Source organism: Pseudoalteromonas sp. SG41-2 (assembly GCF_014164535.1).
Classification (GTDB): Bacteria; Pseudomonadota; Gammaproteobacteria; order Enterobacterales; family Alteromonadaceae; genus Pseudoalteromonas; species Pseudoalteromonas rhizosphaerae.
In genome coordinates, this window is record NZ_JACJFK010000014.1 from 125645 (window position 1) to 146915 (window position 21271).

The 21271-nt window shown below is 41.1% G+C and carries 11 protein-coding genes, 1 pseudogene and 1 CRISPR repeat array (1 of these 13 only partly in view); of the genes and pseudogenes, 9 read left to right on the plus strand and 3 right to left on the minus strand.

The window, feature by feature from the left end:
- Positions 1-2375: direct repeats of the CRISPR family, unit length 29 nt; unit sequence GTGTTCCCCGTACTCACGGGGCTGAACCG (it extends 765 nt beyond the left edge of the window).
- Positions 2376-2630: 255 nt separating this feature from the next.
- Complete coding sequence (locus H5186_RS12905; RefSeq protein WP_182794546.1) at positions 2631-4067, minus strand: diguanylate cyclase domain-containing protein; 1437 nt, start codon at positions 4065-4067, stop codon at positions 2631-2633.
- Positions 4068-4285: 218 nt separating this feature from the next.
- On the opposite strand from H5186_RS12905, the gene H5186_RS12910 reads away from it, so the two are divergent.
- Positions 4286-5173, plus strand: a complete 888-nt coding sequence (locus H5186_RS12910; protein ID WP_182717799.1) for a cation diffusion facilitator family transporter — start codon at positions 4286-4288, stop codon at positions 5171-5173.
- A gap of 76 nt (positions 5174-5249) precedes the next feature.
- Entirely contained in the window at positions 5250-8027 is a 2778-nt protein-coding gene (locus tag H5186_RS12915) for an ATP-binding protein (protein WP_182739572.1), read from the plus strand.
- Here H5186_RS12915 and H5186_RS12920 read toward each other — a convergent pair.
- On the minus strand, positions 8024-12472 hold the full coding sequence (locus tag H5186_RS12920) for an EAL domain-containing protein (protein ID WP_259400330.1): 4449 nt from the start codon (positions 12470-12472) through the stop codon (positions 8024-8026). The genes H5186_RS12915 and H5186_RS12920 overlap by 4 nt on opposite strands.
- A 237-nt stretch (positions 12473-12709) precedes the next feature.
- On the opposite strand from H5186_RS12920, the gene H5186_RS12925 reads away from it, so the two are divergent.
- The 3 genes from H5186_RS12925 (at position 12710) to H5186_RS12935 (ending at position 16740) form a co-directional block, all read left to right on the plus strand.
- A complete protein-coding gene (locus tag H5186_RS12925; protein WP_182717801.1) occupies positions 12710-13273 on the plus strand; it encodes a hydrolase in 564 nt (187 codons plus the stop codon).
- 99 nt (positions 13274-13372) lie between these two features.
- Positions 13373-15529, plus strand: coding sequence for a TonB-dependent siderophore receptor (locus tag H5186_RS12930; RefSeq protein ID WP_182739573.1), 2157 nt, complete (start codon positions 13373-13375; stop codon positions 15527-15529).
- A gap of 17 nt (positions 15530-15546) precedes the next feature.
- On the plus strand, positions 15547-16740 hold the full coding sequence (locus H5186_RS12935) for a PepSY domain-containing protein (RefSeq protein WP_182717803.1): 1194 nt from the start codon (positions 15547-15549) through the stop codon (positions 16738-16740).
- A gap of 13 nt (positions 16741-16753) precedes the next feature.
- Here the strand turns inward: H5186_RS12935 and H5186_RS12940 are convergent, their stop codons facing one another.
- Positions 16754-17311 carry a TMEM165/GDT1 family protein gene (locus tag H5186_RS12940; protein ID WP_145236272.1) on the minus strand — a complete coding sequence of 186 codons (558 nt, stop codon included), beginning with the start codon at positions 17309-17311 and terminating at the stop codon, positions 16754-16756.
- Between the two features lie 686 nt (positions 17312-17997).
- Here H5186_RS12940 and H5186_RS12945 point away from each other — a divergent pair.
- From H5186_RS12945 to H5186_RS12960, 4 genes and pseudogenes are all read left to right on the plus strand, one after another.
- Positions 17998-18717 (plus strand): YwqG family protein, encoded by a 720-nt coding sequence (locus H5186_RS12945; protein ID WP_182717804.1) that lies wholly within the window; start codon positions 17998-18000, stop codon positions 18715-18717.
- Between the two features lie 210 nt (positions 18718-18927).
- Positions 18928-19552, plus strand: a pseudogene (locus H5186_RS12950) (hypothetical protein).
- A 292-nt stretch (positions 19553-19844) separates the two neighbouring features.
- Entirely contained in the window at positions 19845-20267 is a 423-nt protein-coding gene (locus H5186_RS12955; RefSeq protein WP_182739575.1) for a DUF2262 domain-containing protein, read from the plus strand.
- A gap of 630 nt (positions 20268-20897) precedes the next feature.
- Positions 20898-21271, plus strand: a 374-nt coding sequence (locus H5186_RS12960; RefSeq protein ID WP_182794547.1) for a sigma factor-like helix-turn-helix DNA-binding protein, incomplete at its 3' end; no start/stop codon positions are given.

Genomic DNA, 21271 nt, shown 5'->3' on the forward strand with positions numbered 1-21271 from the left:
ACTAAAAACGATGAGATATTCGACCCGCAGTGTTCCCCGTACTCACGGGGCTGAACCGCGTTGGTGATTTCATGGATATCATTTTAGACGGTGTTCCCCGTACTCACGGGGCTGAACCGATATACTATGACGACACTGTATCAGCAGATAGGTGTTCCCCGTACTCACGGGGCTGAACCGAAGCGCAGCTGTTAACACGAAAGAAGGTGAAGGTGTTCCCCGTACTCACGGGGCTGAACCGAAATTAAATTACTTTGATACAGTTGCCGATATGTGTTCCCCGTACTCACGGGGCTGAACCGCGGCATCAGCTTTTGTTATCTGCATTTGCTCAGTGTTCCCCGTACTCACGGGGCTGAACCGTCAATAGCTGTACGCTCAGAAATAAATCCAGTGTGTTCCCCGTACTCACGGGGCTGAACCGCAGTTTGGCCTAACTGAAAACTCACCAAATTTGTGTTCCCCGTACTCACGGGGCTGAACCGGCGTTACCGAGTTGTTGAGCGTACAAGTAGTGGTGTTCCCCGTACTCACGGGGCTGAACCGCGGGTGACACGTTAATAAACAGGTTTGATGGCGTGTTCCCCGTACTCACGGGGCTGAACCGTATTTGACATTAGTTCCTGATACTTTAGGGTCGTGTTCCCCGTACTCACGGGGCTGAACCGATGGAAACCGACATCACAAGCGGTGGTGAGAAGTGTTCCCCGTACTCACGGGGCTGAACCGAATAAAGAAAAATCAGCGGTTGTTAATGACTTGTGTTCCCCGTACTCACGGGGCTGAACCGGTGCGAGTACTAATTTCAGTAAGCCCGTCATCGTGTTCCCCGTACTCACGGGGCTGAACCGCTAGCTGAATCGGTTTGAGCATCTTGAAATATGTGTTCCCCGTACTCACGGGGCTGAACCGTATGCTGCCAGTGGGTTTGTGCATTTTGGCAAGTGTTCCCCGTACTCACGGGGCTGAACCGTTCTCCAAGAGCAACAACGGCCGCTACCGATTGTGTTCCCCGTACTCACGGGGCTGAACCGTATTGGATCTATCGCTATCCCAATAATACCTTGTGTTCCCCGTACTCACGGGGCTGAACCGAAAATGCAGCGCTTAAGAAGGAAGTTGCAGAGGTGTTCCCCGTACTCACGGGGCTGAACCGTATGTTACTGATGTGCGAATTACCAGCCACGGGTGTTCCCCGTACTCACGGGGCTGAACCGGTGTTCATATTTCAGATAACGTTTTTGCAAATGTGTTCCCCGTACTCACGGGGCTGAACCGCTAAACGTAAGCTGGCGAAATTAATCCAGTCGGTGTTCCCCGTACTCACGGGGCTGAACCGTAAACCGTACAGACTGGGTTTATCTTGAAACAGTGTTCCCCGTACTCACGGGGCTGAACCGTAATGGAATTGCCAACTGATGCTGTGACTATAGTGTTCCCCGTACTCACGGGGCTGAACCGGACACGGCGACAGGAGAGTATGCGCCGAATGTGTGTTCCCCGTACTCACGGGGCTGAACCGCTTTGCCGTAAGGGCCAAAAACCTTTGTAGCCGTGTTCCCCGTACTCACGGGGCTGAACCGTTTTTATACCCGCCGGCAGGTACGATAGTGAGGTGTTCCCCGTACTCACGGGGCTGAACCGGCTAAATCATACCAGCGAGAAGATGATTTAATGTGTTCCCCGTACTCACGGGGCTGAACCGTTAGCAGCCAAACAACTGGCGCTAACATAGACGTGTTCCCCGTACTCACGGGGCTGAACCGTCTCTGGTAGGTATCACTATACTGCAGGGGGGTGTTCCCCGTACTCACGGGGCTGAACCGCTATCCAACATCTCATCATGGGCTTTTAACCAGTGTTCCCCGTACTCACGGGGCTGAACCGGGGTTTGACCTGTGAAAGTTAACGTAACTAAAGTGTTCCCCGTACTCACGGGGCTGAACCGTAGGCTCGAATTAAATCGAGCATACTTTGCATGTGTTCCCCGTACTCACGGGGCTGAACCGGTTTGATAATGTTTTAATAATCGATTCAACACGTGTTCCCCGTACTCACGGGGCTGAACCGCAGCTTGATGCCGTCAACCCCAAATTTATGAAGTGTTCCCCGTACTCACGGGGCTGAACCGCATTAAATCAATAAATTCTTGCTCTGTCATAAGTGTTCCCCGTACTCACGGGGCTGAACCGCTAGCGCCGCAATTTGTTAGGTGTAACGGGGTGTGTTCCCCGTACCCACGGGGCTGAACCGCGGATAAATGGGCTAGATCTACTGATAACAGTGTGTTCCCCGTACCCACGGGGCTGAACCGCCCTGCGCTTGTTGCCCAAGCTCTAGCCCTTGGTGTTCCCCGTACCCACGGGGCTGAACCGTAAACGAGTTTAACGCTAACTTGCCAGAGCCCGTGTTCCCCGTACTCACGGGCTGAATTGGTGAATTTAACTGGCTAAGATTTCACTTGCTGAAGTGATCATTTTGCGTTGCGGGTGACATTTCGCGCTAAAGCACGGCCTACAGTACAGGACATTTGGAGTATTGTTGAATTTATAAAGGGAGGGGTTAAGCAACATGTAATACTTTGATTTGTCGCGAGGTAAACTCGCTGCTACGAATACATGGCTCTAATGCTATTCATCAAAGACTTGAATTTGATTGCGGCCTGTTTTTTTTGCCACGTAAAGTGCGCTGTCGGCGGCGAGGATCATCATATCGGCGGTGGTGTATTTATCTGGTTTACAGCTGTAACATCCGATGCTGAGTGTGAGGTGGTCGGCTACGTTTGAATTTGGGTGCAGGATATTTAGTTGGCTTATTTGCTGTTGCAGTAATCTGGCAAATTTTAAGCAGTGGGGTTTATCAATGCTGGGTAACACAATTGCAAATTCTTCTCCGCCGTAGCGAGCTGCTAAATCACCTTGTCGCTTACATAAGCGATGCAAGGTTTGGGCAACTTGTTTGAGTGCCTCATCGCCTTGCTGGTGGCCATGATTGTCGTTATAAAGTTTAAAATAATCGATATCACAAATGATTAAACTCAATGGTTGATGTGAGCGTGTTGCGCGTTGAATTTCACTGAGTAAGGTTTGATCAAAACAGCGGCGATTGGCGATATTTGTCAGGCTGTCGAGATTTGCTTGTGATTGCAGTTCTTGGTTGGCTAAAAGTAATTGCTGTTGAGCTTGCTCTAAGCGTTGTTTATACAGAACGTTTTTCAGTGCATTGGCAATAATTTCACCTACCAGTTTGATCCGCATAAGGTCGGTGTCGGTCCAGTGGCGTATATGTGTTACACAATCACAGCCAATAAAACCAAATAAGGCGTTTTCAGAGCGCAGCCCAATACATAAAACAGACTTGATCCCCTCTGATTCAAATTCAGCTTTTTCAGCAGCAGCGGCTGGGGGTAACAAGTCTACATCAGATACCTTAAAAACGTGCTTTTCGTTCATGGTACTAAAAAAATACGGTAATAAATCTTGTTGAATATCTTGCAGCTTTTCTTTAAAAGGCTTGACCTGCGTATTAACCCATTCATGAGTATTGCTCATGGCTTTGCCGTTTTCACTAAATTGGAATAAATAGCTACGATCAGCATCACAAAATGTACCTATGGTTTTTAAAGCGCTTTCGATCTGTTGATCGAGGTTGTCTATTTGTATATCAATAAGTTGTGTTGATATTTTTGCTATTACTTCGTCAAAATCAGCGTGTACAGTAAACGATGTGTGCGGTTCAAGCGCCAGCATTATTAACTGTGGGCCAATTAAACTATAGGTGACTGTAACACGCAGGAGTGTGTGTTTTGTGGCAATGTTATAGATGTGTTCGGTGTTATTTTGGGGAGTTAAAAAGGTCTGATAATCAACAATCGTGTGGTTTTCTGTGTGTTTAATTGATAAGTGCTGAAACGCTTTTTCCACTGGACTTATTGCTGGCATTAATTTAAGTAACTGCTGACTTGATGCGTTGGCGTGCAGCGTATCTGTTTGTTGATCAAACAGCACAATTGCAAGTGGCAACGCTTGTAAAGATTGCCAAATTTCGTCTACAGAATACTGTCTCACTGGATTTCCAACTTCTTATTAACATATTAAGCTTACATTCAATTTTAAGAAAATGGTATTTTAATTAGCCGTTTTATATATAAATTAACTCGATATTAAGTTTTTAGTGCGTTTGGCTTATGGAAGTACTACAATTGATACTGTATATCATTACTCTTTTAAACGTTTTTTAGAATGATGACTCTTAGCACACTTAAGCACAGGTAAAACCGCTTTTCATGACCGACATTACAACTCACCAAGCATCACGACGTAGATTATTAATTGCATTAGCAATCACTAGCTCATTTATGGTTATTCAAGTTATTGGTGCCTATTATGCAAACTCTCTTGCCGTATTAGCCGATGCTGGGCATTTATTTGTTCATAATAGTTCTTTATTTATTGCTTTGATCGCATCGAGCTTAGCGATTCATTTAGCTAAAAACTACAACGATGGTTATCAAAAAGCAGAGTTGACCGGTGGTTTGATCAACGGTTGTTTATATTTGGCGATCAGCCTGGTGATTTTATACGAAGGCGGCGAGCGCTTTGTACATCACCATGAAGGGCAAGGCCCCGTCGTCAATAGCTATTTAATGTCGGTTATTGCCGCCACTGGATTTTTATTTCACGGTGCTGCAGCATGGGTATTATATAAAGGTAGAAAGGCTAGCTTTAATGTTTATGCGGTATTTTTACATTCATTTTTTGATTTGATTTCAACTGTCTCTACGTTTATCGCCGGTATACTTATTTATCTAACTGGTTGGAGCATTATTGATATTTTATCGAGCATGCTGATTGCGTTATTTGTTTTGTTTACAGGTGTAAAAGTGATTGTTGGATGCGTTAAAGGTCTGCGTTTAAATAAAGCAAAACTACCCGATGTGGCCGATATTGAAAGTGCCATAGGACAAGTTGAGCATGTAGAAAATGTGCACAATGTTACGGTTATGCGCCGTGACAAGGAGTTAGTTGTAGGGGCGCATGTGGTACTTAAACAACATTGCACTATAGAAAAACATGATGAAGCATGCCGACTTAAAGTTGAGCAATTGCTAGCAAGGCAATTTAATGTTGGCAACAGCGTATTACAAATCGAAAGTCATGGTTGTCAGCATTAAATACAACTAGTTAACTTGGCAAAATGCGTTTTTTATTTTACTTTTAGATATAGCCTATTTTATACGGAACAATCCATTGCCGTTTTTTCAGCATCGATATTTTGCATTCAGCTGTTCTATACTTTTAGGCGTGTTGGCCGGTTTTGTTAATTTACTGCCATTTTGGTTTCTCGACAGCTCTGAATTTTTATTTGGTCAGCTGTTTGTTTTAATTTGTTTGTTGCTATTTGGCTTACGCTACGCGTTAGTTGCTTGTACTATCAGTGCGGCTTTTATTTTTTATCGTTGGGGGCATTGTTGGCCATCAATTGTGTTTGTTGGCGAAGTGCTTTGGCTGTATCACTTTAGCTTTAAAACTGCACGGCTGCTGTTTATTCGCGGTATAATTTATTGGTTGTTAATTGGTATTCCGCTGCTTGGACTCATTGGCTATTTTATCATTGAGTTGCCATTACTGGCGGTCATTACCGCCTTGGTTAAGTATTTTTTAAATGCAGCCATTGTTTTATGCGTTATTGATTTACTCAGTTTCTTCTTTATTCAGCAAGTGTGGCAAAAACGACCAAATTCGCTGTATAAAATTCTTAATTACATTGTAAGCATCCTCATTATTTTAGTGGTGTTATTAACCACCATTGTACTTACCAACAATCATTATGCGCGTATCGAATATGAAGTGAAGGCGCAGCTTGCTGAAAAATCCGAAGACATTGCTGAAAAAATTGACCTGTATTTAAATGGCTATCGCCGTGGCATCGTATTAACTGCAAAAGCCATCGAGCAGGGGGTCGATAAACAGTTAGCATTGAGTCAGTTAATGGCACTATACCCTAACTTTCTTACATCAATGGTTACGGATGAAAACGCAATAGCTCAGGTATTTAATCCACTTAGTTTGCAAGAAAGCTTAAAAGGCAGCAATTTATCGGTTGCCGATCGCGATTACTTTACGATCGGTAAAGACTCGCCAACAGGGTATATTTCTAATGTTTTTAGGGGCCGAGGATTTGGTAATGAACCCATTGTGGGTGTTTCTGCACCAGTGCATATTAACGGGCGTTTTCAGGGAGTGGTTGAAGGTTCGTTAGTGTTGGGCTCCTTTTTGCAATTTAGGCCAACCATATTTGATAATGATGGTGAACTGATAATTCTTGATGCCAAAAAACACGTGGTGTTTAGCACCTTACCTAATCATTATTCGGTATTGACTCAGCTCACTGAAGATAAATTTACCCAGTTACAAGGTGATCAACAAGCCATTATGACCACCGACATTGATGGCGAACAATATTACGTAAAAATATATTTATCACAGCAACAAGATTGGTATGTAGCAAGCTTATTAAAACGGAAATACGCTAATCTTGTGGCGGCAAGTGCGTGGGGGCAATCACTATTACTAACTCTTGTGGTGATTATTTTGATCAGTATCTTTATCACCCAGTTGAGTCGATGGTTAGTGAGGCCAATAGATGAGCTTACTGAACAAATCGATGCCTTTGATCCTAAAACTGAAATCAGTGATTTACAGACTCAAAATAATGCGTGGCTGGAGGTGCTGAGCTTACAGCAGCAATTTGCTACTTTAGCATTTAAATTGACCAGCAACTTTAAAGATCTAGAACAAGTAAACACTGAAAATGCAGCACTTAATCTGCATTTAAAACAGTTTAATGTAGAGCTAGAGTATCAAGTAAATGAAAAAACAGATGAATTAGTTAAAGCTGTGGCAACTGCAAATCAGGCCAGCAAAGCTAAATCACAATTTTTAGCGAATATGAGTCATGAAATTCGCACCCCGCTTAACGGTATTATGGGGCTGACTGATATTTTACTTAATGCTGATGACGTGAAGTTGGAATACCGCGAACAATTGCAAATGATCCAGCAAAGCGCTAAAAATCTATTATTGATTTTAAACGATATTTTAGACTTTTCGAAAATTGAGGCGGGGGCGGTCAAACTAGACATTCATATAGTTAATGTACGAAAACTGCTTACTCAATTAGCACAGGTGTTTACAAATACTGGCGTACAGCCAGGCGTTGAATTTATATTAAATATTGCCCCGTCAGTACCCGATGTGGTGCAGTTAGATTCACTAAGGTTAAGCCAAATTGTCAATAACTTGTTGAGTAATGCAGGGAAATTTACGAAAACTGGTAGTATAACGATGAACATTGATTATGCTGATAATCATTTATCTGTGGCTGTAACTGACACTGGCATTGGTATTTCTGGGCAACAGCAATCATCGTTGTTTCGTGAGTTTACTCAAGCTGATATTTCAACCACGCGGCAATATGGTGGCACAGGATTAGGCTTAACTATTTGTAAGCGAATAGTTCAGTTAATGGGAGGCAAGCTGGTATTACACAGCGAGATTGGTAAAGGCAGTTGCTTTACTATCACAATTCCTATTGAAGTAGTGCAACTTACTCATGAAGTAGACATACAGCAAAGCATTCCTGACTTAACTGGGTTGAAAGTATTACTGGTAGAAGATAATCAAATCAATCAAATCGTTATTGCAAAAATGCTCAGTGACACCCATTGCACCTTAGAAGTTGCTAACGATGGTGAAAAAGCACTGGCGTGTTTACAACACAATATGGCCGATATTATTTTAATGGATTGCCAAATGCCTATTATGGATGGTTATCAGTGCACAGCTGAAATCCGTAACAACAGTGCTCAATTTGGTCCTGTGATTATTATTGCCATTACCGCAAATGCTTTTGAAGACGACCAAAAACGTTGTTTAGAAGTGGGTATGGACGATTTTATAGCCAAACCCGTGGATCGCGGCCAACTTTTTCAATGCCTTAAAAAGTGGGCTGATACATTGAGCTAGGTAGTTTGCAATTTCTCTAGCAGTGCTTGGATATACGCATCGCTAATGAGAATCTCGGCAGTTGTTGGTTTTGCAAAGTAATAGCCTTGTAGGTCATCGCAGCCGATACTGTTTAAAAAGCGTATTTGCTCAATTGTTTCTACGCCTTCTGCAATACAATATAGATCTAGGTTTTCAGCTAAGGTGTGGATTGTTTTGATGATTGATTCATTATTACTATCTTGGCCGATATTACGCACAAAGCTTTGATCAATTTTAATCACATCAATTGGAAATTGACTTAAATACGTTAAAGACGAATACCCGGTACCAAAATCATCCAGTAATAATTTAAAACCTGCGTTTCTGAGCGCTTGCAGCTGCTTAGCTGCTTTGTTTTTGTCATCAAGCAAGGTGTTTTCGGTGATCTCTAAACGTAACTGAACAGGTTTTATATGATGCTGATTTAAAATAAGTAATAAGCGTTCGGTTAAATTAGATTTTAAAATATGCACAGGTGATAGATTTAACGATAAGTAAAACCGTGGGTTAGCTTTAAATAATGGTGCGAGATCTTCAAGTGCACGGGTCAGCGCCTGCTCGGTGAGTACATCGATTAAACCAGTTTCTTCTGCAATAGGAATAAACACTGCCGGGGATATCAATTCTGCTTGGTGTTGCCAGCGCATTAAGAGCTCTACACCTTTGATTTTTTTTCTTTTATTATTAACAATTGGCTGGTAATTATTAAAAAATAAATCGTCTTTGTAGGCATCTTTTAAGGCATTTTCGAGCAGTAGTTTTTGGGTGATTTGGTTATTCATTTGTTCAGTGAAAAACTTAAAGCCGTTGCGGCCCGATTGTTTAGCATGCATCATTGCGATGTCGGCATTTCGAATAAGCTCATCGGTGGTGTCGGCATCAAATGGGTAGAGTGCCACACCGACGCTGGCCGAGATATTAATTGCAAAATCGTTGATCACCACCCGTTTTGCAAGTTCTTCAGTGAGGCTACGCACTAAGTTACTCAAACTTTGTGGCGAGTCTAAGTTTTTAATTAATAATAAAAACTCATCACCACTTTGACGCCCAACAATGGCATTTTTATCAAGCATACTATTCATTCGATAGGTAATATCACATAACAGCTGATCGCCAACCGCATGACCAAACGAGTCATTCACTGGTTTGAATTTATCTAAATCTATAAACAGTAAAGCAACTAGACTGGCATGTGTATCGGCATCTTTTATCGCATGCGATATCTTTTGATACATTAGTGACCGATTCGGTAGCTTAGTTAATGGATCATAGTTGGCCAGATAGCGCAGTTTATTTTCAGCGCGTTTTTGCTCGGTTAGATCAGAAATAACCACCACATAATAACTCACTACATTACTGTCTTTTGCCACAGCGGTAATACTGATATGAATAGGATGCGACGGGTTTATCTTAGTTTTTATATATGCGTCACCACGCCAGTTCTGCTTTGGCTGCAATGATTTTAGAATATTGATGAAATCGACATATTGTTTTTTCCCCAGTGCTGCTAAAAACCGTTTTAGTTCAAGCTTTGCTGGGATTGTTTGAATAGAAAAGGCTTCTGCAAAGCTATTATTAACAGAAAACGGAGTCAGTTGACTGTCTAAAATAAGTAGCCAATCGTTTATTTGGCTAAAGGCTTCGCCTAATACCGCAGCTTGCTGTGCTGTAGCACGTTGTTCGGTTATATTGGTATAGATTCCAGCTAATCTTGTAGGATAGCCTTGCTCGTTCGTTTCAATCACTTTACCGATATCGTGATACCAAAGCCAGTTTCCATTAGCATGTTGAAGCCGATACGTGACCTGCCATTGTTGAGCATTTTTTTGAGTGATGAATAAATGCCAATCATGAAGAACTTTACGTTTATCATCTGGGTGTATTAATGCGCAAAAATCGTCAAAATTGAACTTTTGTGGCAAAGTTTTATAGCCTAGCTCATGTTTTAAGCGCTGCTGCTTTATCCAATGTGCGGCAATATCAACTTCCCATACACCGCTTTTACTACTGTTTAAAGCAAGCTCTGTTTGTTGTTGTGATTGCAGTATTTCATCATGAGTATGCTTAATAATGCGCTGACGGGAGCGGTATTGCCAAAAAATAACAAATAGCACTAAAAACGTAAGTAATAAATAAAGGCTTATTGCAAGTGGCGAGCGCCACGGAGCATAGGCAACAGTAAAGTTAAGTGTTTTTTCATCACCGAGGCCTGAGTCATTTAAGTTATATGCTGCGATTGTTAGTTGATAATCACCAGCAGGAAGCTTAGTAAAAAAAACTTTATTATTGTTTAGCTTGTCATAACTTAATTTATTGGGGCCGGTTAATGACACCTTATAGCGTGTTCTATCTACATTTTGAAAATCAAAGTTAGAAAAACTAACTTCTAAGCCCACATCTTCATCAGTTAGTTGTAAACGTTGGTTGGCGTATTGCAATGGATGATAATTAAGTGTACGGGAGAGTAACGATATATCGGTGATTTCAGTCACTGTGCTGTCACGATCATTAGGGACAGATAAAAAGTCTTGCGGGGCAAGTGTTAGCACGCCATGGGTACTGCCAAAAGCTAAGCGGCCATCGTTTAGCTGAGTATGTGAGTCAATATTAAATTCATTCACAGTTAAGCCATCTTTAACAGTATATGCATTTAATTGCATTGAACTTAAGTCGAGTCGATAGAGGCCATTTTTACTGCTGATCCATAAAAAGCCAAATTGGTCGATTTGCAAGGCGACAATTGTTTTCGTTTTAATGCCATTACTGAGGTTTATACGGTGTTTTACTTCGTAACTGTTGGCGTCAAGACCAATTAGTCCTTCTTGGGAAGAGGCAAGCCAAAGGGTATTGTTATAATCGATCACCCAATCATCGATAGTGACATAATTTATTGGGTTATAATTTTCGACTTCGTAGATCAAGGTGAGTTTTTGGCTGGACTCATTATAACGATATAACGCGCCAGATACGCTGATCAAGTAGTCATCGGGTTTATTGGGCAATGGTTTTAAAAAAGCGTGCACATTGACGGGATCTAACTGCTCTTTGAGACCTTTAATTACGTTAGTCTGACCACTGTTTCCATCATACAGGAAATAATCATTCTCGCTAAAAAATGCAAAGGTATCAGTCGTGATTTGATGATATCCATAGCCTGGGCCGCTGTCGAGAATGGCTTGTGTATTGCCTTGCATTGGTAGAGCTATTTTTTGTTCGGTTTTTTTATCAAATAAAGCAAGACCATCATAGAGCAGTAACCACAAATAACGGTCTGGCTCATTTAAGTGCGCCGAGGCAATACCATACACAGCAAATTGGCCATAAAACGCTTTGCTGTCATCGCTGGCTAAGTAAGTTTTTTCGGTAGTCTCATCTAGGCGCATTTTGGCTAGGCCATTATCGGTGCCCAGCCACACGGCGTTATCGTCTTGGTAAACAGCAAGGATCACATTGCTGTGCAATTTATCATTACTGGTGATTTGAATATTGCCAAAACGCCTTGCTAAAGTGGACCAAGTAAAAACGCCTTGCGAGCGCGAGGCAAGCCACATAAGCCCTGTTTTATCAACCATCACATCTAAAATAGTGTTGTCGGTCATGTGAAATTTACTTTGATCAAAACGTAAAAGAAACTCATTGTGATCAGTATGGCGATGGTATTGATAAAGGCCATCCTCAGTGACTATAAATTCACCATAAGGGGTATTAACATAATCCCAAATATTATGTTCCGCGAGTAGCGTTTTTACGTTATTGAAGTTTAATAACTCATTGTTATTAAAAGCAATAGAATAAAATCCTTCGACTGTGCCAACCAGTAAACCAAGCTGCGAGTCGATGGATAAAAATTTGATATTGTTATTATCTGGATTGAGCTTATCCTTGGCAACTAAAGGTATTTTAGTTATATGTTCATCAATTAATGATTTAGAGTACAACCCATCAGTGGTGGCAATATACAAAAAGTCATTATGAACAGTAATTGCGCGGACAGAATTATCATCTTTACTGATTGAAAACTCATGGGTATAGGTATTTTTTTGTGGATCAAAGGCATACACATGTTGATTAATGGCGTAATAAAACAGCTGCTGATGTTCGGCGATGGCAAAAATAGGAGAAAAGTGTTTATCTTCAGCGTTTAACTTACCTGAATAAATTTTACTAACTTTGAGTGTCACAGGATCTATAAGAAACGCACCAGAATACTCAGTTGATACAAAAATATCGCCGTTGTGTGTTTCGAACAATACAATAATTGAGAGTTGATCCAGTGAGTATTCACCAGAGAATATTTTTACCTCATAGCCATCAAACCGGTTTAAACCCTGTAATGTACCGATCCAAATAAATCCCAGTTTATCTTGCAGTGTGCTAGTTACGTGGCCTTGTGATAACCCTTCATCCGTGGATAAGCGTTGCAATTGCTGAGCATAGCTTTGAGCACTGGAATTAACACTAAACCAAGTGCATAAAATACTAAATAAGATGAAAAAAAAGTTTCTCAATCGCACTTAAGGTACTGCTCCCCTGAGATAAAGTGGTTGTTAGCCGTTAGTAAATATAGCATAACAATTTACAGTTGAATTAAAGAATTAGCTATATAAGATATACATTTGTATAACAAATCACTTATGCTGTTAGTTATGTTTAGATCACGGATGTTCACATTGCCTCATTCATTTAATGCTCACACCATGCAAAGTCTGCTGTTAGTTGTCGATATTCAAGACAAATTAAGTCCTGCGATGCCTCGTTATGAACAAGTAAAACAGGTCACAGTGCAATTAGTAAAAGCTGCACAATTGTTGCATATTCCTATTTTAGTCACTGAACAATATAAACAAGGGCTTGGCGAAACTGATCAGCAATTAAAAGCTCAGATTGGGCAAGCTGAGTTCTTTGATAAAACCCACTTTAGCGCGTGTAAAGAGGACGGTTTTTTAGAGCTTATTGCTAGCTATAAACGCCCGCAAATTATTGTAGTTGGTATGGAAGCGCATGTATGCGTATTACAAACTTGTTTAGATTTACTGGCGCAAGGTTATCAGGTGTTTTTAGTCATGGATGCGGTTAGTTCGCGTAATGATCTGCACCGCGATTTAGCTATAGCTCAGCTAAGACAAGCAGGTGCTGTGATCAGCTGCGCTGAAAGTGTGATTTTTCAATGGACCGAAGTGGCAGCGACACCTGTATTTAAAGAGATTTTAAAGATTGTTAAATAAGCTTGGCAACAAGAAGAGAATAATTTCACTTCAGCATTGTAAATGATAGTGGTTTTTATTATCATGCCGTAAATTATTTTGATTGCTGTATAAATATCAATGAAACCTTCTTTAATAGCATTAGCCCTAAGTTCTATTACCATGACGCCTGTTGTCGTTGCTGCGCAAACAACAGCAGCAGGATCTGCAACTGATGAGTCTACTGTTGTAAAAAACGACATAGAAACCATTTCAGTCGTTGGACGAGCGTTTTCACTGTATCGCCCAACAGAATCAACGTTTGGTACTCGTACCGATACGCCGCTAGAGAAAATTCCACAGTCAATCCAGGTTATTCCGCAAGCGTTAATCAGCGATCAGGCTGCACGTCAAGTAACTGATCTGTACAGCAATATTGCGGGTGTTAATGGCTTTAGTTACTCAGGTGTTACGTTTCGTGGTTTTCGCCAAGATGAAATTTTATACGATGGTGTAAAAGGTGACCCATTTAGTGGTTTTGCGGTACCACAGTTGTTTAATATTGAGCAAGTGGCTGTTTTAAAAGGCCCTAGTGGCGCTGTGTACGGCAGTGGTAACCCTGGCGGGATCATTAATTATATGACCAAAAAGCCCAGCTATGATAGTAAAACAACCGTTGCAGTTGAACTGGGTAATGATGATTTTTTTAGTGCCGCAGTCGAATCAACGGGCAGTGCCAATGACGCACAGACCCAAGCCTACCGTGTTGGTGTTTATAAAGATTCAGATAAACCATTTCGTGAAAATACCAGCGAAGATAATACTATTATTGATTTAGGCTATCGTTTTGATTTTAATAACGACACTAATCTGGTATTGCAATATACCCATGTTGATCAAGATTTAGGCGGCGCTAGATTACGTGGCGTGCCAGTGGATAAAAACGGTAACTTTATTGCCGACATAAGCTGGAATCATAATGAAGCAACTGATTATCAAACCGTTATTGCTGACGTGTTTCAAGCAAGTTTTCAGCACCAATTTAATGAGGTATTTCGCAGTGATATCACTGCGCGTTATTTTAGTAACGATGCCAATCAAAACTATCATGAGCCGCGTGGACTAAGTGACACAGATGGCGATGGAGTACTGGATTGGAGCGAGCGCGAATTTCGTGATCAACAACGCGAAAATACCGGGCTTAGTTTTACTGCCAATTTAATTGCTGACACTGAGCTTGCCGCTATGCAACATGTGATGCTGGTGGGTGTAGATTGGTATAAGCATGAGTTTGAATCTGCATATAGAACAGCTGTACAAGCCAGCAAAGGCGGCCCAGTGCCAGGGATCTCAATATTAAATCCTGTGTATGGATTGACTTCAAAAGATGATTATGATTTAGCAAACGTAACACCGCGTTTATCAAGTACTGAGTCAACACGTATTGGCCTGTATGCACAAGACCAAGTTGATGTTACCGATAAATGGAATGTTACGGTTGGCTTACGGTACGATCGTTTTGAAGACACCGATGTCCTTAATAACACCGAGTTTTCAGACAGCGATGTGACGTATCGTATTGGCACAAGTTATAACTTAAACGATACCTTTTTCCCTTATGCGCTGTATGGCACAGGCTTTATGCCACAATCGGCCAGTAATCAAAATCAAGATGTAGGCGGGCCATTTAAACCAGAGCACAGCAATATTCGTGAACTTGGTTTACGTACTAAGTTACTTGATGACTCGTTGGCTGTGAATATGGCAACGTACCGCATTATCCGTAACAATATTTTACAAGCCAGCACTGAGTTATCAGACACCGGCGTTGATCAAATGGAAGCGTTAGGCGAAGTTGACAGCCGAGGCTTTGAACTTGAGATTGTTGGCGATGTCACCGAACGTTTAGTGATCACAGCAAGTTACGCATACAACGACACGCGTATTGTTGAGCAAAGTGAAAAATTTTCCGCGCAAGCAAAAGGCAGCGATAAATTTGCCAATGCGCCACAAAATACCGCAGGGTTGTGGACGCGTTATGAGTTACCGCAGTTGCACTCATCAATCGCGGCAGGTCTTGATTATGTTGATGAACAAGTCAGTTTAGACGGTGATAAAGTACAGCCGTATACCGTTTATAACATGGCTTGGAAGACTGAATATCAACAATGGGTTTGGCAGCTCTCAGTTAAAAACGTGTTTGATAAAGAGTATGCATCAAGTGGCTTTATAACTCGTGCTGGGCATTTCCCGGGGGAACCACGCCGCGTCTATTTGTCGGCTAAGTACACATTCTAAACTGACAATTTCGTACTATGAAAGCAAAGCAGTGGTTTAACTTACATGCTTGGGCAGGGCTCTTGGTTGGCAGCTTGTTATTGATAACGTGTTTATCTGGCACGTTGGCAACCTTGAGCCACGAAATTGAATATCTTAGTGATAGTAAATTTCGTGCCCTCTCGCATTCCCCTAATACTGACTTTGCTGCAATTGAGAATACACTTGCCCAGCGTTATCCTGGCAGCCAAATCATTAGCATATTGCGCCATCAACAACCTTACTTAGCAACCGAAGTGTCGCTTAAGTGGCAGCAACAGTTTTTGTTTGTGTATGTTGATGGTGCGACGGGGCAATGGCTTGGCGAAGGTCAGTGGGGGCGAGTATCGCGCTTTTTACGTAACTGGCACATGAATCTATCGATGGGTTGGACAGGTAAGTTGATCGTCACGAGTTTAGCCATTCTCTTGGTTATTTTAGTGGTTACTAGTCCGATTGTTTATCGCCAGTGGTGGCGACATTTTTTAAAAAAGCCACGGCAATTAAAAACAACCAATCGTAGCAGCTGGGCTGATTGGCATAAATTACTGGGGCTTTGGAGTTACTGGTTTATTGTGGTCATGGCTATTACTGGCGTGTGGTACTTAGTTGAACACACCTTACAAACAGCCAAAATTGACCATTATATAACCCCCCCCGCAGAGGTTACGGATCTACAAACTGATGTCGCGCATCCGCCAGCGATAAGTGCCATGGTAAACGCGGCGCAATCAGCGTTTCCAAGTTTACATATTCGCGCTATACAATACCCAAGCAAAGCAAATAAACCGGTTTTGGTACTGGGCGATAATGATGACATTTTAGTACGTTTACGAGCTAATAAAGTGTATTTAGATCCAGCTTCAGCAGATGTACTGGCAATTCAAAAAGCCGCAGATTTACCTATTGTCGCGCGCATTAAAGATACCGCCGATCCTTTGCATTTTGGCAACTTTGCAGGGCTAGGTACGAAGTTAATTTGGGCTGTGTTTGGTTGTTTAATGACCTGTATATGTATGGCTGGATTGTATATGAATTGGCTGAGAGTAAAGCGTAAGCAGCGTTCATTATTGCAATGGTTTGGTATCATGGGTGCAGTTAGTGTTTTATTAGTATGTTGTTCCCTGATCCTCACAACGCAAACATTTAGTGTACGCCAAGCACCAGCAAAACTATATTCGCCGGTGCTGTAACGTGCAGATAAAGTTAGCTAGTAACTAGGCCGTAACAACCCAAAGCAACAAACACTATTGCAGCAAGCATTCTTACTTTTGCCATTGGAATACGTTTTAGCAAGGCATTGCCAGCATAAATAACCGGCACATTGGCAAGTAACATACCTACAGTGGTTCCTATGGTTACCCACAACACTGATTGATACTGAGCGCCAAGCAATACTGTTGCTATTTGGGTTTTATCGCCAATTTCGGCAATGAAAAACAGCACCAAGGCTACTAAAAAAGCCCCGTATTGATCGTACTTATTGCTTACTTCTTCATCTTTATCTGGGATCAGTAGCCATAAGCCAACGACAATAAAACAGCCGTTCACAATCCAAGGCAGGTACGAAGAGGTAAAGCTTTGCGATAAATAATCGCCCAACCATGCAGACAAACCATGATTGATAATAGTAGCGACTAAAATACCTAAAATAAGTGCAGGTTTATTGGCAAAGCGGGCAGCTAACAACAGGGATAAAAGTTGCGTTTTATCGCCTATTTCAGCTAAAGCAACGGTGACGGTTGATGTGATAAATGTATCCATTTTACTTCTATAAGGCGGGAACATTAAACCAAGGTAAACGCCTATCTCCCGCCATGAGGATAGTGTTTACCCAGGTCTTGCCGATAATGCTTGCTACATTACAAACTTACCATGCACATGAGGTGCAATTATGTTGATAAGTTTACTTGCTGCGCTTTAAGTTAAAAGGCATCAAGCAGGCTACTCCCCCGAGAAGTGCGCACTTTGCCACATTTCTTTTTTAGAGTAAAGGTACAACAACAGGTTTTGTGGTGCGGCTGAGGGTGAACCCTGTAATTGAATATAAACGTATGCTTCACGCGCAGTACAGGAGCTAGAATACAATCAAGACTACAGCGAGTTTGAAAAAGACTACCAGTTCCCTGATATGCCTTTACCATCTATTGGCATCACAATTAATTTTTAAAGATGATAATCCTCTTACTCTAAGTGTGAGAGGGTTAAGCATCTGAAATATAAATTTAGCGTTTTATGTGAAAGTCAGTTGTCGATTGAATCAAAATAGGAACTAGGCTATGGTTGAAGCATCAATCAAAATAAAATAAAAACGAGTAATTCTACAGGCTCGTTAGATAAACAAAAGCCCTTCAAGGGTTTGGATAGTGGGTTAAGTTAATAACCCGTTGAACATATACATAGACACGGAATGAACGCCGGTTGTGTTTGCGTTATAAAAGGAGAGTTGTTTGAACCCTAAAATTTTGGAAGACTTTATTAGCACTGATGAAGATTTTTCCCCTCATAAGGCTTATTTGGATTCGATCAGTAAATCCAGCGTTGATATTTTGTTTTCAGATGGTGTCGCCAGTGACTCTGGGAGTCGGTTTGGCGGTAATCCTCTGGTTGCAAAGGACTTTGTCTGGCCAGAACATAACGTTGGCGAATACCGGTTTTTAGGCCAGATTAATTTTTCTGAAATCCTCGATTGTCCTGAGCCGCTGCCCAAATCCGGTTTGCTATCACTCTTCTATGCTTATGATCACGACGGTGAAATTTTCTGGGGTGCTGAAGGATATGTGATCGCTTACTATTATCCGGATATTAATGATTTAGTTATGTTTGAGCAAGCAGCTGTACCGCAGGAGGCAAAGGTAATCCGTTTGGAAACCGGGCTGGAAATCCCCAAACATGAAGAGTTACGCAGTGACTGGCCTTTCGATACTAATCTTTTGTATGAACTGCCTTATCTAATAGGCCATCGCGAGAACTACATGCTGGGCTATCCGTCATTTTGTTCGCTTGCTTATGACCCGACCCCTGGTGATGAATGGCTTCCGCTGCTCACTCTGGCATCTCACGATGGGCTTGGCTGGTGTTGGCATGATGGGGATAAGCTTATGGTATTTATTGAGAAAGAAAAGCTTAAAAATGCCGACTTCAGCTGCCTGAAGACCGATGCTGGGTAGCCGCATAATTAAAGTCCTCCTTATTAATACTGTTATAAAATAGGCTTTTTGGATTGCTCTGAAGTGACTATTTTTGTTTAAAGCGAGTGTAAACCGTTATCCGTGTTTAAAAATAACAAGGAAAAAATAACAAAGACATCCAGTTTAATTTTGTATTTTGTGAAACGAAGTACTAAGTTTTATTAAGTGCAAAAATGAGCAGGGTGTCTTATTGAAATCGCAAGAAAGCGTCAAGTAAGTTTGGTTGATACAAAATATTATCACTGTATTTCACGTTGCGTACGGCGTGCATTTTTATGTGGCGAAGACCACTTTACCGGTCAATCCTACGGGCACCGCAGAGGGGGAGGGGGGATTTAGGTCACAAGTACTACTTGATGAAGCAGCATTAGCAGCCTGCATGGCATATGTTTATTTAAATCCGATTAGAGCTAAGATGGTAAAAACACCTGAAGAGTCAGGCCATATTAGTGTTAAAAAACGTTTAACATGCGCCAAAGATGGCAAGCAACCAAAACAACTACTTCGCTTTGCAGGTATACCACGTCAAATCATGCCAAAAGGGTTACCGTTTGAGCTTAAATCGTAGCTTGAATTCGTTGAGCTAACAGGACGTTGTATATGGTAAAGCAAGCGAGGGTATATTAAAAGTACACATTTACCTTTACTAGAAAGAGTCAATATTTCTCCAGAAAACTGGTTAGAACTCACTACGTAATTTACGCGCGTATTTCACGGCGCAGTAGGCAGGCTGTCTTCACAATAACGTTACGGTGAAAACTTAAATCGGAAGCGGCGTGCAAATATCAGTAATTGTAAAAAACTACTGGCATAGCGCTTGAATTACTCAGTAAAAAGTTAAAAACTGATGTCATTTTATGCATGTAATTTAGGTTTAAGAATGCTAATGACTTATTTAATGGATGAAGTAAAAGTAACCCTGTAGTAAAAGATAAATTCTTAACCTAAAAAGTAATTTTATTGTAACGGCTGTGTTTGTTCAATTAGAGTGACTGTCTTGTTTAGTTTCATTGAATCAAAATAGGAACTCGGCTATGGTTGATACATTAATAAAAATAAATTAAAAACGAGTTATTCTACAGGCTAGTTAAACGTCAGAGAGAGTTATGTACGAGAAAGCGTTAGATAATCTAGAAATGGATGAAAGAATTGAAGGTACCTACAAAGGTAGTTTCAATTTTAAAGGAGATGAAGTTCGCATTCATGTTGATCCAGATGGAGAGAAGTTAGAAGACACGATTACTCTGGCCAAAAGGATTCTTTCTTCTTTGGATGCATACGACAAGAAAGCCAGAGGCTACATAATAGAAAACAGCCTGCAATCGTACAATGAAGACTGGCGGGAAGATGATGAACCAATACTGACAGCCATGGAGTTCGATAAAAACCTGCGATTGGATGGAGTAAATTTCTTATCCTCTGATAGCGTTGATTTTTTCTACAGCGAAAATAACATGTTTGGAGGCCATTCATTAATTCCACAAATCTTTGATAGTGAGAACTTTGAATATTTGCAAATGTATGGGTAAAACGTTTAACACATATGAGCCTTAACACTATCAATAGGCACTAGTAGTCTTTTTGACCGTTTTATATAATGGCGGTCAACTCTAAATCAATAAACAAATTTGTTTACTTCGTCTGTCGATGCGGCTGTTAAGCAAGTAGCTTACGGCAAACACATATAAGGAGCGCTACGCAATAATATTTACATTATTAGCACTGCATTTGCTTATATTCTTCTAAAGCGCAGCGTTTCTGAACCTCTTTGTGAATAATTCAATTAAATATTTTTTGCACAAAGAGCAGAGAAAGAGAAGTAAATGAGAACTAACTTGAAGGCTAATATTAGCAGCGTAAAATACGATGCATTAATAAAGGTAAGCCCTTACATCTTAAAATAAGCCATTAAGCACCTGTAATACCTTCCAAAACGCCAATTTGCATATTCTCACCAGCTTTGATCATCCAATGGCATTAACTTTGATCACTTATTCTCATTAAGCTTTGATCACGAAAATTACGCGATAATGATCACTTTTGTGTTCTTAATGATTTTGCCGATCAAAGCTTAATGCCACTCGTAACCGAGTTCACGTTTTATCATTTTTGTAGGTATGTTAAACCGTTATCTAAATCATTTGATGAGGATAACAATAATGTCAACAAGACCTATATCTATGAGTAAATTACATGCTATTTTACGGCTGAAATATTCAGCAAAATTATCCCATCGAGAGATTGCCAGAAGCTTAAATATCTCCCCTGGCACTGTGGCTAATTACGTTAAAAAGGCCAATGAGTTAGGGTTAAACCAATGGCCGTTACCTGACGATAAACAACACGGTACGTTTCTTAATACAAAAATCAGGGACTTCTCACCCCGTCAAAAAAGATACCCAACACCTGACTGGCTCACCATCAATAAGGATTTAAAGCAGCACAAACATTTGACGTTGCAGTTAGTATTCGATGAAATGCGTGAGAAAGTCGCTGAGCCTTATTACAGCTATAGCCACTTCTGCCGCGCCTA